Raw genomic sequence first — 12223 nt, 5'->3', positions numbered from 1 at the left:
GGGCCGGACAAAGGGTGGTGATAAAATAAGCCATTCCGTTCTGCACTGGCTTTCAGTGCAATCCCGCGGATTATCCAGAGGTAATATCATGAAAAAGTATTTAATCGTGGCGCTGCTGGCCTCTCTGCTGGCAGGCTGTGCCCATGACTCTCCCTGCGTACCGGTTTATGACTCGCAAGGCCGCTTAGTCCATACCAATACCTGTATGAAAGGCACAACAGAAGACAACTGGGAAACCGCAGGCGCAATCGCCGGGGGCGCGGCCGCGGTAGCCGGTCTCACATTAGGGATCGTTGCGCTGACCCGTTAGGGGTCTTCCCGGTAGCAGATACAGGGCTGGCGTACCACCTGTATCTGCTCCACACCTTCCCCCGCTCTAATCTGGTGATCAGTTTCTTCTTACTGATAATTGCCAACTTTATTAGCCCTTGCGGCTGCCAGAGACCGCTGGCAATAAGCCATCCATCGCTATCGGGAAATTTTTCAGGTGCAGGGTACAGGACCGATAGACACCAAAGGTCTGGTCGAAAGAGTGGGACTTAATTCTGCATGGCGTTCAATGGTGGCGAACGTCCTGTCCCCCTCTCCGGCCCGTTGCTGCGCAACGTTCATATCGATGCCAGTTAGATTTTCCCTGGGCAGCAAAGCAGCTCATCGGCAAACAACAGACAACACAAAAGCAAAAGGCCCAGTCTTTCGACTGGGCCTTTTGCTTTATTTGATGCCTGGCGATTCCCTACTCTCACATGGGGAGACCCCACACTACCATCGGCGCTACGACGTTTCACTTCTGAGTTCGGCATGGGGTCAGGTGGGACCGCCGCGCTATTGTCGCCAGGCAAATTCTTTACAACGTGCCGAACTTTAACCTAAAAAGTGGTGCTGATACCCAGAGTCGAACTGGGGACCTCACCCTTACCAAGGGTGCGCTCTACCAACTGAGCCATATCAGCACGCTAAATTTGATGCCTGGCAGTTCCCTACTCTCACATGGGGAGACCCCACACTACCATCGGCGCTACGGCGTTTCACTTCTGAGTTCGGCATGGGGTCAGGTGGGACCACCGCGCTAGTGCCGCCAGGCAAATTCTGTTTTATCAGCCCGTCTTTAAGACGTACTGATTAATCTGTATCAGAGCTGAAAATTCTCTCAATCCGCCAAAACATCTTCGGCGTTGTAAGGTTAAGCCTCACGGTTCATTAGTACCGGTTAGCTCAACGCATCGCTGCGCTTACACACCCGGCCTATCAACGTCGTCGTCTTCAACGTTCCTTCAGGAGACTTATAGTCTCAGGGAGAACTCATCTCGGGGCAAGTTTCGTGCTTAGATGCTTTCAGCACTTATCTCTTCCGCATTTAGCTACCGGGCAGTGCCATTGGCATGACAACCCGAACACCAGTGATGCGTCCACTCCGGTCCTCTCGTACTAGGAGCAGCCCCCCTCAATTCTCCAGCGCCCACGGCAGATAGGGACCGAACTGTCTCACGACGTTCTAAACCCAGCTCGCGTACCACTTTAAATGGCGAACAGCCATACCCTTGGGACCTACTTCAGCCCCAGGATGTGATGAGCCGACATCGAGGTGCCAAACACCGCCGTCGATATGAACTCTTGGGCGGTATCAGCCTGTTATCCCCGGAGTACCTTTTATCCGTTGAGCGATGGCCCTTCCATTCAGAACCACCGGATCACTATGACCTGCTTTCGCACCTGCTCGCGCCGTCACGCTCGCAGTCAAGCTAGCTTATGCCATTGCACTAACCTCCTGATGTCCGACCAGGATTAGCTAACCTTCGTGCTCCTCCGTTACGCTTTGGGAGGAGACCGCCCCAGTCAAACTACCCACCAGACACTGTCCGCAACCCGGATTACGGGTCGACGTTAGAACATCAAACATTAAAGGGTGGTATTTCAAGGTTGGCTCCACGCAGACTGGCGTCCACGCTTCAAAGCCTCCCACCTATCCTACACATCAAGGCTCAATGTTCAGTGTCAAGCTATAGTAAAGGTTCACGGGGTCTTTCCGTCTTGCCGCGGGTACACTGCATCTTCACAGCGAGTTCAATTTCACTGAGTCTCGGGTGGAGACAGCCTGGCCATCATTACGCCATTCGTGCAGGTCGGAACTTACCCGACAAGGAATTTCGCTACCTTAGGACCGTTATAGTTACGGCCGCCGTTTACCGGGGCTTCGATCAAGAGCTTCTCCTTACGGATAACCCCATCAATTAACCTTCCGGCACCGGGCAGGCGTCACACCGTATACGTCCACTTTCGTGTTTGCACAGTGCTGTGTTTTTAATAAACAGTTGCAGCCAGCTGGTATCTTCGACTGGTCTCAGCTCCGTCCGCAGGGACTTCACCTACACACCAGCGTGCCTTCTCCCGAAGTTACGGCACCATTTTGCCTAGTTCCTTCACCCGAGTTCTCTCAAGCGCCTTGGTATTCTCTACCTGACCACCTGTGTCGGTTTGGGGTACGATTTAATGTTACCTGATGCTTAGAGGCTTTTCCTGGAAGCAGGGCATCTGTCACTTCAGTACCGTGGTACCTCGTCATCACACCTCAGCCTTGATTATCCGGATTTGCCTGGATAACCAGCCTACATGCTTAAACCGGGACAACCGTCGCCCGGATGACATAGCCTTCTCCGTCCCCCCTTCGCAGTAACACCAAGTACAGGAATATTAACCTGTTTCCCATCGACTACGCCTTTCGGCCTCGCCTTAGGGGTCGACTCACCCTGCCCCGATTAACGTTGGACAGGAACCCTTGGTCTTCCGGCGAGCGGGCTTTTCACCCGCTTTATCGTTACTTATGTCAGCATTCGCACTTCTGATACCTCCAGCAACCCTCACAGGTCACCTTCGCAGGCTTACAGAACGCTCCCCTACCCAACAACACATAGTGTCGCTGCCGCAGCTTCGGTGCATGGTTTAGCCCCGTTACATCTTCCGCGCAGGCCGACTCGACCAGTGAGCTATTACGCTTTCTTTAAATGATGGCTGCTTCTAAGCCAACATCCTGGCTGTCTGGGCCTTCCCACATCGTTTCCCACTTAACCATGACTTTGGGACCTTAGCTGGCGGTCTGGGTTGTTTCCCTCTTCACGACGGACGTTAGCACCCGCCGTGTGTCTCCCGTGATAACATTCTTCGGTATTCGTAGTTTGCATCGGGTTGGTAAGTCGGGATGACCCCCTAGCCGAAACAGTGCTCTACCCCCGAAGATGAATTCACGAGGCGCTACCTAAATAGCTTTCGGGGAGAACCAGCTATCTCCCGGTTTGATTGGCCTTTCACCCCCAGCCACAAGTCATCCGCTAATTTTTCAACATTAGTCGGTTCGGTCCTCCAGTTAGTGTTACCCAACCTTCAACCTGCCCATGGCTAGATCACCGGGTTTCGGGTCTATACCCTGCAACTTAACGCCCAGTTAAGACTCGGTTTCCCTGCGGCTCCCCTATACGGTTAACCTTGCTACAGAATATAAGTCGCTGACCCATTATACAAAAGGTACGCAGTCACACCCGAAGGTGCTCCCACTGCTTGTACGTACACGGTTTCAGGTTCTTTTTCACTCCCCTCGCCGGGGTTCTTTTCGCCTTTCCCTCACGGTACTGGTTCACTATCGGTCAGTCAGGAGTATTTAGCCTTGGAGGATGGTCCCCCCATATTCAGACAGGATACCACGTGTCCCGCCCTACTCTTCGAGTTCACAACCTGTGCATTTTGGTGTACGGGACTATCACCCTGTACCGTCGGACTTTCCAGACCGTTCCACTAACACACAAGCTGATTCAGACTCTGGGCTGCTCCCCGTTCGCTCGCCGCTACTGGGGGAATCTCGGTTGATTTCTTTTCCTCGGGGTACTTAGATGTTTCAGTTCCCCCGGTTCGCCTCGTTAACCTATGTATTCAGTTAACGATAGTGCAACGAATTGCACTGGGTTTCCCCATTCGGACATCGCCGGCTGTAACGGTTCATATCACCTTACCGACGCTTTTCGCAGATTAGCACGTCCTTCATCGCCTCTGACTGCCAGGGCATCCACCGTGTACGCTTAGTCGCTTAACCTCACAACCCGAAGATGTTTCGTAAAACATCATCGTGTCGCGAAAATTTGAGAGACTCGAACACACTTAAACAGTGTGTCGTTTCAATTTTCAGCTTGATCCAGATTTTTAAAGAGCAAAATTTCACAATGCACTTCGCAGTACATTTTGAAATTTATTATTTATCAAACAATCTGTGTGGACACTACAAAGGCAGGTTCTTTAAGGTAAGGAGGTGATCCAACCGCAGGTTCCCCTACGGTTACCTTGTTACGACTTCACCCCAGTCATGAATCACAAAGTGGTAAGCGCCCTCCCGAAGGTTAAGCTACCTACTTCTTTTGCAACCCACTCCCATGGTGTGACGGGCGGTGTGTACAAGGCCCGGGAACGTATTCACCGTAGCATTCTGATCTACGATTACTAGCGATTCCGACTTCATGGAGTCGAGTTGCAGACTCCAATCCGGACTACGACATACTTTATGAGGTCCGCTTGCTCTCGCGAGGTCGCTTCTCTTTGTATATGCCATTGTAGCACGTGTGTAGCCCTGGTCGTAAGGGCCATGATGACTTGACGTCATCCCCACCTTCCTCCAGTTTATCACTGGCAGTCTCCTTTGAGTTCCCGGCCGGACCGCTGGCAACAAAGGATAAGGGTTGCGCTCGTTGCGGGACTTAACCCAACATTTCACAACACGAGCTGACGACAGCCATGCAGCACCTGTCTCACAGTTCCCGAAGGCACCAAAGCATCTCTGCTAAGTTCTGTGGATGTCAAGACCAGGTAAGGTTCTTCGCGTTGCATCGAATTAAACCACATGCTCCACCGCTTGTGCGGGCCCCCGTCAATTCATTTGAGTTTTAACCTTGCGGCCGTACTCCCCAGGCGGTCGATTTAACGCGTTAGCTCCGGAAGCCACGCCTCAAGGGCACAACCTCCAAATCGACATCGTTTACGGCGTGGACTACCAGGGTATCTAATCCTGTTTGCTCCCCACGCTTTCGCACCTGAGCGTCAGTCTTTGTCCAGGGGGCCGCCTTCGCCACCGGTATTCCTCCAGATCTCTACGCATTTCACCGCTACACCTGGAATTCTACCCCCCTCTACAAGACTCTAGCCTGCCAGTTTCGAATGCAGTTCCCAGGTTGAGCCCGGGGATTTCACATCCGACTTGACAGACCGCCTGCGTGCGCTTTACGCCCAGTAATTCCGATTAACGCTTGCACCCTCCGTATTACCGCGGCTGCTGGCACGGAGTTAGCCGGTGCTTCTTCTGCGGGTAACGTCAATCAACAAGGTTATTAACCTTATTGCCTTCCTCCCCGCTGAAAGTGCTTTACAACCCGAAGGCCTTCTTCACACACGCGGCATGGCTGCATCAGGCTTGCGCCCATTGTGCAATATTCCCCACTGCTGCCTCCCGTAGGAGTCTGGACCGTGTCTCAGTTCCAGTGTGGCTGGTCATCCTCTCAGACCAGCTAGGGATCGTCGCCTAGGTGAGCCGTTACCCCACCTACTAGCTAATCCCATCTGGGCACATCTGATGGCATGAGGCCCGAAGGTCCCCCACTTTGGTCTTGCGACGTTATGCGGTATTAGCTACCGTTTCCAGTAGTTATCCCCCTCCATCAGGCAGTTTCCCAGACATTACTCACCCGTCCGCCGCTCGTCACCCGAGAGCAAGCTCTCTGTGCTACCGCTCGACTTGCATGTGTTAGGCCTGCCGCCAGCGTTCAATCTGAGCCATGATCAAACTCTTCAATTTAAGTTTGATGCTCGTGAATTAAACTTCGTAATGAATTACGTATGTTCACTCAGAGACTTGGTATTCATTTTTCGTCCGAGGACGTTAAGAATCCATGTCACTTTGAGTGCCCACACAGATTGTCTGATAAATTGTTAAAGAGCAGTTGCGACGCGCTTTAGCGCTCTGTCGCGAGGTGGCGTATATTACGCTTTCCTCTTTCAGAGTCAACCCTGAATTTCAGGATTTTTCTCTTCAACCGAACCGGCTGTTTGTGTGAAGTGATTCACATCTGCCGTGTCAGTGGGTGCGCATTATAGGGATCCCAGTTTTTTGCACAAGCCTTTTTTCGATCTTTTTTTCTGAGTGGTGATTTTTCACCCTTTTCGTCGCGTAATTGCGCGATTTGCTCAATTTTCACCGTTTTCAGGGGTTGCACACGGCGATAAAAGCCACCAAAGTCTTCTTATGTTCCCGTATTTTGAGGTCTGTATGTCTGCTCAGCTGCGCCCGTATAAAGCATTTTTCCCACAAATCGGTCTTCGCGTCATGATTGATGCATCCAGCGTCATCATCGGCGATGTCAGAATTGCCGATGATGTCAGCGTCTGGCCTCTGGTGGCCATTCGCGGCGACGTCAACTATGTATCGATAGGTCAACGCAGCAATATTCAGGACGGTAGCGTTCTACATGTGACCCATAAGTCCTCTTATAAGCCGGAGGGAAATCCGCTGATCATCGGTGAGGATGTGACTGTTGGTCATAAAGTGATGCTACACGGCTGCACTATCGGTAACCGCGTACTGGTTGGCATGGGTTCGATCTTATTAGATGGTGTCGTCGTTGGCGATGACGTCATGATTGGTGCGGGAAGCCTGGTACCGCAGAACAAACAGTTGGAAAGCGGCTACCTTTACTTTGGCAATCCGGTCAAACAGATCCGCCCCCTGACAGAGGCGGAACGGGAAGGGCTCAAGTATTCAGCAAATAACTATGTGAAATGGAAAAATGAGTACCTGGATCAGGATAACCAGATCCAGCCCTGAGCATCTTCCTGACCATCGCGGATCAATGCTTCCGCCTCTTCCTCTAGATCCCAACGATGTTCCTGGAAGGCGGCCAGCCACTGCGCTGGCCCCTCTGCGCCGAAACGCTGCTGCAGGATCAGCCCTGAAATTGCGCAGGTTAATTGCATCCCATTGACCAGCGCGGGAAAAACCACGCCCTGCCGTTCGACATCCCATGATTCCCTGTCAGGAAACTGAATTGCCTGATTCATGCATTCAGTTCCTGCTGCAGCGTTTCGATGACCGGAGCGATAGCCGGCAGGACGCCGTGCCATAGCAGAACAGCATGGGCGGCTTGCGCCACCAGCATTCCCAGCCCATCGGCACAGTGGACTGCGCCATACTGCTGGCACCAGTGAAGAAACGGTGTCGGCCCTTTCTGGTAAAACATGTCATAGCAATACACGTCAGCGTTGACAACAGATGCCGGGATAGCCGGTACATCACCGTCTATTCCACTGGACGTCGCATTGACGATCAGATCGAATGTTTCCCCGGATAAGGTATCCATCTCCCTTGCACTGACGCTCCCGGTATGGGCGAAGAGAGTGGCTAATTCATGGGCACGAGAATAGGTTCGATTGACGATCGTAACGGCACATCCCAGCGACAGAAGCGGCAAAAGAACCCCGCGTGATGCGCCACCAGCACCGACCAGCAGGATCCGCTGGCGTGGCTTAATGAACCCCAGACGTTCCAGATCGCTCAGGAGACCAATACCGTCGGTGTTGTCCCCCAGTAAACGGCCATCTTCCAGGCGTTTCAGGGTGTTTACTGCTCCCGCCAGCGCAGCGCGTTCTGTCAGCTCGTCCGCGCGCGCAAAAGCTTCCTCTTTAAAAGGAACGGTGACGTTGGCCCCCTTTCCTCCTTCTGCAAAGAACTGATTCAGAGAAGAGACAAAATCGTCCAGCGGCGCCAGCACACGTCCATAAGGATGAGTAATCCCTAACTGGCGGGCAAAAAGCTGATGAATAGAAGGCGACTTACTGTGCGCGATCGGATTACCAAAAACAGCGTAGGTTTCCATGGTTTACCCCTGGCGGAACAATTCACCCGTCAGGGCATCACGGATTTCAGATGGATTTTGCCGTCCCCCCGTAGCGCCATCCACGACCGGAAAGCTGTCACCAAACTGAGCATGGACCTCTGAGGTGGTACGGCACGGTGGTTGCCCTGTAAGATTCGCGCTCGTTGAAACCAGCGGTTTCCCGTAGGCTTCGCACAATTCAATCACCAAAGGATGGTTGGTCACGCGTACAGCCAGCGAATCAAAACGACCGGTCAGCCAGCGCGGCGTTTCAGGACGGGCAGGGAATACAAACGTCACCGGTCCTGGCCAGCAGGAGAAGATAGCGTCCCGCTGCGCAGCACTTAATTGCGAATCATCAATATAAGGCTTCAACTGCTCAAAGCTGGCGGCGATAAGGATCAATCCCTTATCAACAGGGCGCTGCTTGAGTTCCAGCAGGCGCATGACGGCCGTTTCGCTGTCTGGGTCGCAGCCGACGCCAAAAACGGCTTCTGTTGGATAGGCGATGACATGTTCATTTTTCAGGACCGCCACGGCATGGGCGATGGTTTCTGAGGGCAGGTTATTGTTCACTGATTTATTCCGCCGGGACCGGCTTTCCACATTGTTTACTGGCACAGAAGCGTCTGAGCCCCTGCGCCGTCTTCTTTTCAATTAACAGCGGGTAATGGCATTCGGGGCATTCGCCCGCCACTGGTTTAAAATTGATAACGAACTGGCAATCAGGATAGCGATCGCAGGAATGAAAGGTTTTACCGAAACGAGAGCGACGCTGGACCAGATGACCCTGTCCGCACTGCGGGCAGGCGATAGCGGTCTCATCGGGTTTATCAATCAGCTCGGTATGTTCACATTCGGGATAGCGGCTACAGCCAATGAACATCCCAAAGCGCCCCTGGCGTAACACCATAACCGCACCACACGATGGGCACTCTTGCCCCTCCAGCACCTTAACGATATGCCCATCAGCCTGACTTTTCAGGGGACGGATATAATCACAGTCCGGATAATGCGAACAGCCGAGAAACGGGCCATGTTTCCCGGAACGGATCACCAGTTCAGCCCCGCACTGCGGGCAGGGCTCATTTTTACGCACCGAAAACAGTGCTGATTTGGTCATAACAACTCGATGTTGCTGCAAAAAGATTAATGCAGCATACCTTCATTTACTTCGAAGAGTAATTCTTCCATTTGCTGATAGGCGTTTTCACAGCCCGGAATATTGAACAGTACCATCAGGATGACCCATTTCAGGTCTTCCAGCTCAAATTCTGCCGTATCCAGCGCCAGTACGCGCTCTATCACCATTTCTCGCGTTTCGAGGTTCAACACCTGAATCTGCTCGAGGAAGAGTAAAAATCCCCGGCAACTGGCATCCAGACGCTGGCACTCCTCTTCGGTATATACCCGAAGCGACAGCGGGTCGGAAGCGAGCTGCATGGGTTCAACGAGACCTTCCTGATAATCAGCCAGTTTCTCGAGCCACATTAACGCGTTATAGATATCTTCCCGCTCAAAACCTGCGTCGGTAAGATCCCGCGTCAGTTTGTCCTGATCCACGCGCATTTCTGCTTCGCTATGGATGTAAGTTTCAAACAAATACATGAGTACGTCGAACATGGCTTGCCCTCCTTAATCGGACATAGCCGCCGGGTACAGCTGCGATCCAGCCTGCTAACTCCAGTTCAAGTAGCTGAGCTACGGTTACTGGCACAGATTGGCCGGCACGTTCAGCGACAACGTCAACAGGTGTTACCTCATCTCCTACGTTAGCCAGGAGCTCTGGAAATGGCAATGCTACAGACGGCTGATCGGCGCAATTATTTATCGAATCAGACGTATCAGTTAGCCCGGCCAGCTCGTTATGCCAGTATTCCACGATATCTTCTGGCGAGGTCACCGGCACAGCGCCTTGCTTAATTAACCAATGTGGCCCTTCCGATCCCGGATTGCCTATCGGCCCAGGCAGGGCAAACACGTCCCTTCCCTGCTCCAGAGCACAACGGACGGTGACCAGCGATCCGCTTCGCAATGCCGCCTCAATCACCAACACGCCCAGGCTTAAGCCGCTGATAATCCGGTTGCGTCTGGGGAAATGCGCGGGAAGCGGCGGCGTAACAAGTGGAAATTCAGACACCAGCGTACCGCCATTGTCGATGATCTGCCGGGCGAGGGTTGCATGGCGCCGGGGATAAACCTGACTCAGCCCGTTGCCCAGTACCGCGATGGTTTTGCCCTCTGCCGTCAGCGCGCCGCGGTGCGCAACCCCGTCAATGCCTAACGCCAGCCCACTGGTGATAGTGATCCCTTTTCGCGCCAACGTTTCGCTGAACAGCTTCCCCCAACGAGCGCCATACCAGGAATGCAAACGACTGCCAATGACGGCAAGCTGCGCGCTGTGAAGCAAAGCGGGATCGCCACTGACCAATAGCGCACCAGGGTAATCCGCGATAACTCTTAACCGCAACGGATAGTGCGGGTCGTCGGCCCGTAACAGATGATGTTCAGGGTGCTCCAGCCAGCGTCGCGTCTCGTCAAGCTCACGCCCGTCAAGCCGAAAAAATAACGTTGCCTGCGCCGCGGTCATCCCGACGGCATGCAGCGCTTCACGATCAACGCTGGCGGCTGCGCATAAGCGCTGCGCGATCTTCAGCATCCTGTCGCCATACAAGCTACTAACCTTCATCAGCCGCAGCCAAATCTCGTCGGGCGTCATCCTTACCCCCTGCCATAAGCGGTATCGACAATCTTTGTGATTGGACAGGGAGACTGTCAATTGCAGGGTGTTTTGTCTAGAATAGAGCTAATAATCTTATCAACTCCTGAATACGACTCTGGAACTTTATGGCAGTTTTGCAAGTGTTACATATTCCGGACGAGCGCCTTCGCAAAGTCGCCGAGCCGGTCAAAGAAGTGAATGCGGAAATTCAGCGTATCGTCGATGATATGTTCGACACCATGTACGCTGAGGAGGGCATTGGTCTGGCCGCGACCCAGGTCGATATCCATCAGCGCATAATCGTTATTGATGTGTCGGAAAATCGTGATGAGCAGCTGGTGTTAATCAACCCGGAGCTACTGGAAAAAGATGGCGAAACCGGCATCGAAGAAGGCTGCCTGTCTATTCCGGAACAGCGCGCCCTGGTACCGCGTGCGGAAAAAGTGAAAATCCGTGCGCTGGATCGCGACGGTAAGCCATTTGAACTGGAGGCCGATGGCCTGCTGGCTATCTGTATCCAGCATGAGATGGATCATCTGGTCGGCAAACTGTTTATTGATTATCTGTCACCGCTTAAACAACAGCGCATTCGTCAGAAAGTTGAGAAACTGGATCGTTTACGTTCCCGTGCCTGATAACAAGGAATACCGTGTCACAATCACTACGCATCATTTTCGCCGGCACCCCTGATTTTGCAGCGCGTCATCTTGACGCGCTGTTGTCGTCTGAACATCAGATCGTTGGCGTATTTACTCAGCCAGATCGTCCCGCAGGTCGCGGCAAGAAATTGATGCCGAGCCCAGTAAAAGTGCTGGCTGAAGCCCATGACGTTCCCGTATTTCAGCCCTCGTCTCTTCGGCCGCAGGAAAACCAACAGCTCGTCGCCGATCTGGGCGCCGATATCATGGTAGTGGTGGCGTATGGTCTGATTCTGCCAAAAGCGGTGCTTGAGATGCCGCGTCTGGGCTGTATCAACGTTCATGGTTCCTTACTGCCGCGCTGGCGTGGCGCCGCACCGATCCAGCGTTCGCTGTGGGCGGGCGATAGTGAAACTGGCGTGACCATTATGCAGATGGACGTCGGTCTTGATACGGGCGACATGCTGTATAAGCTTTCCTGCCCCATTACCGCTGAAGATACCAGCGGCAGCCTGTACGATAAGCTGGCCGATCTCGGCCCACAGGGACTGCTGACAACCTTAGCGCAACTGGCAAACGGGACGGCACAACCTGAAGTCCAGGACGGGTCACTCGTCAGTTATGCCGAGAAGCTGAGTAAAGAAGAAGCCCGCATCGACTGGTCGCTTTCTGCTGCACAGCTCGAACGTTGCATCCGGGCATTTAATCCGTGGCCAATGAGCTGGCTGGAGATTGACGGGCAACCAGTCAAAGTCTGGCGGGCATCGGTCATTGCCGAAGCCACGCACGCCGAACCGGGAACAATAGTGGCAGCAACCAAACAGGGTATTCAGGTCGCTACGGGTGATGGGATCCTCAGTCTGGAATCATTACAGCCAGCGGGTAAAAAAGCGATGAGCTCGCAGGACTTACTCAATTCCCGCCGGGAGTGGTTCATCCCTGGTACCCGTCTCGCCTGACGG

10 protein-coding genes, 1 tRNA gene and 4 rRNA genes are annotated in these 12223 nt (G+C 53.3%); 4 read left to right on the top strand and 11 right to left on the bottom strand.

Annotation, left to right across the window (positions count from 1 at the left end):
• The first annotated feature begins 88 nt into the window (after window positions 1–88).
• Window positions 89–310 (top strand): putative periplasmic lipoprotein, encoded by a 222-nt coding sequence (locus LGL98_RS02255; RefSeq protein ID WP_002919103.1) that lies wholly within the window; start codon window positions 89–91, stop codon window positions 308–310.
• Window positions 311–723: 413 nt separating this feature from the next.
• Here LGL98_RS02255 and rrf (LGL98_RS02250) read toward each other — a convergent pair.
• The 5 genes from rrf (LGL98_RS02250) to LGL98_RS02230 form a co-directional block, all read right to left on the bottom strand.
• Window positions 724–839 (bottom strand): 5S ribosomal RNA (gene rrf / locus LGL98_RS02250).
• A gap of 38 nt (window positions 840–877) precedes the next feature.
• A tRNA-Thr gene (locus LGL98_RS02245) sits at window positions 878–953 on the bottom strand.
• 14 nt (window positions 954–967) lie between these two features.
• Window positions 968–1083 (bottom strand): 5S ribosomal RNA (rrf, locus tag LGL98_RS02240).
• A gap of 96 nt (window positions 1084–1179) precedes the next feature.
• Window positions 1180–4081: ribosomal RNA gene (locus LGL98_RS02235) — 23S ribosomal RNA — on the bottom strand.
• A gap of 206 nt (window positions 4082–4287) precedes the next feature.
• A 16S ribosomal RNA gene (locus LGL98_RS02230) occupies window positions 4288–5827 on the bottom strand.
• The 16S, 23S and 5S rRNA genes sit together here with 1 tRNA gene alongside, the layout of an rRNA operon.
• Before the next feature lie 471 nt (window positions 5828–6298).
• Here LGL98_RS02230 and LGL98_RS02225 point away from each other — a divergent pair.
• Window positions 6299–6853, top strand: a complete 555-nt coding sequence (locus tag LGL98_RS02225; protein WP_025713637.1) for a gamma carbonic anhydrase family protein — start codon at window positions 6299–6301, stop codon at window positions 6851–6853.
• Here the strand turns inward: LGL98_RS02225 and LGL98_RS02220 are convergent.
• Genes LGL98_RS02220 through dprA form a run of 6 tightly spaced genes read right to left on the bottom strand, consistent with a single transcriptional unit; the run spans window position 6829 to window position 10620 of the window.
• Window positions 6829–7086 (bottom strand): DUF1488 family protein, encoded by a 258-nt coding sequence (locus LGL98_RS02220; protein WP_136033093.1) that lies wholly within the window; start codon window positions 7084–7086, stop codon window positions 6829–6831. The two genes, LGL98_RS02225 and LGL98_RS02220, sit on opposite strands and share 25 nt — an antisense overlap.
• On the bottom strand, window positions 7083–7901 hold the full coding sequence (gene aroE / locus LGL98_RS02215; protein WP_136033090.1) for a shikimate dehydrogenase: 819 nt from the start codon (window positions 7899–7901) through the stop codon (window positions 7083–7085). Before aroE ends, LGL98_RS02220 begins: the two co-directional genes overlap by 4 nt.
• Window positions 7902–7904: 3 nt before the next feature.
• Complete coding sequence (tsaC, locus tag LGL98_RS02210) at window positions 7905–8477, bottom strand: L-threonylcarbamoyladenylate synthase type 1 TsaC (protein ID WP_136033088.1); 573 nt, start codon at window positions 8475–8477, stop codon at window positions 7905–7907.
• Window positions 8478–8481: 4 nt separating this feature from the next.
• A complete protein-coding gene (locus LGL98_RS02205) occupies window positions 8482–9024 on the bottom strand; it encodes a DNA topoisomerase family protein (RefSeq protein WP_136033087.1) in 543 nt (180 codons plus the stop codon).
• Window positions 9025–9050: 26 nt separating this feature from the next.
• Window positions 9051–9524: a DUF494 family protein Smg gene (gene smg, locus LGL98_RS02200; protein WP_002919137.1), complete on the bottom strand. Its 474-nt coding sequence runs from the start codon at window positions 9522–9524 to the stop codon at window positions 9051–9053.
• Entirely contained in the window at window positions 9496–10620 is a 1125-nt protein-coding gene (gene dprA / locus LGL98_RS02195) for a DNA-protecting protein DprA (RefSeq protein ID WP_136033085.1), read from the bottom strand. Before dprA ends, smg begins: the two co-directional genes overlap by 29 nt.
• Window positions 10621–10748: 128 nt before the next feature.
• Here dprA and def point away from each other — a divergent pair, with 128 nt between their 5' ends.
• On the top strand, window positions 10749–11258 hold the full coding sequence (def, locus tag LGL98_RS02190; RefSeq protein WP_136033083.1) for a peptide deformylase: 510 nt from the start codon (window positions 10749–10751) through the stop codon (window positions 11256–11258).
• Window positions 11259–11272: 14 nt separating this feature from the next.
• Window positions 11273–12220, top strand: coding sequence for a methionyl-tRNA formyltransferase (fmt, locus tag LGL98_RS02185; protein WP_136033081.1), 948 nt, complete (start codon window positions 11273–11275; stop codon window positions 12218–12220).
• The last annotated feature ends 3 nt before the right edge of the window (window positions 12221–12223 follow it).

Source organism: Klebsiella africana (genome assembly GCF_020526085.1).
In the GTDB taxonomy this organism is placed as follows: domain Bacteria; phylum Pseudomonadota; class Gammaproteobacteria; order Enterobacterales; family Enterobacteriaceae; genus Klebsiella; species Klebsiella africana.
The sequence above is the reverse complement of the archived record's forward strand: the minus strand, read 5'-3'. Positions and strand labels throughout refer to the sequence as shown.

Coding starts and splice junctions, on each gene's coding strand:
- LGL98_RS02220 (WP_136033093.1), bottom strand. CDS start 7,086: ATGAATCAGGCAATTCAGTTTCCTGACAGGGAATCATGGGATGTCGAA.
- LGL98_RS02255 (WP_002919103.1), top strand. CDS start 89: ATGAAAAAGTATTTAATCGTGGCGCTGCTGGCCTCTCTGCTGGCAGGC.
- smg (WP_002919137.1), bottom strand. CDS start 9,524: ATGTTCGACGTACTCATGTATTTGTTTGAAACTTACATCCATAGCGAA.
- dprA (WP_136033085.1), bottom strand. CDS start 10,620: ATGACGCCCGACGAGATTTGGCTGCGGCTGATGAAGGTTAGTAGCTTG.
- aroE (WP_136033090.1), bottom strand. CDS start 7,901: ATGGAAACCTACGCTGTTTTTGGTAATCCGATCGCGCACAGTAAGTCG.
- LGL98_RS02225 (WP_025713637.1), top strand. CDS start 6,299: ATGTCTGCTCAGCTGCGCCCGTATAAAGCATTTTTCCCACAAATCGGT.
- LGL98_RS02205 (WP_136033087.1), bottom strand. CDS start 9,024: ATGACCAAATCAGCACTGTTTTCGGTGCGTAAAAATGAGCCCTGCCCG.
- def (WP_136033083.1), top strand. CDS start 10,749: ATGGCAGTTTTGCAAGTGTTACATATTCCGGACGAGCGCCTTCGCAAA.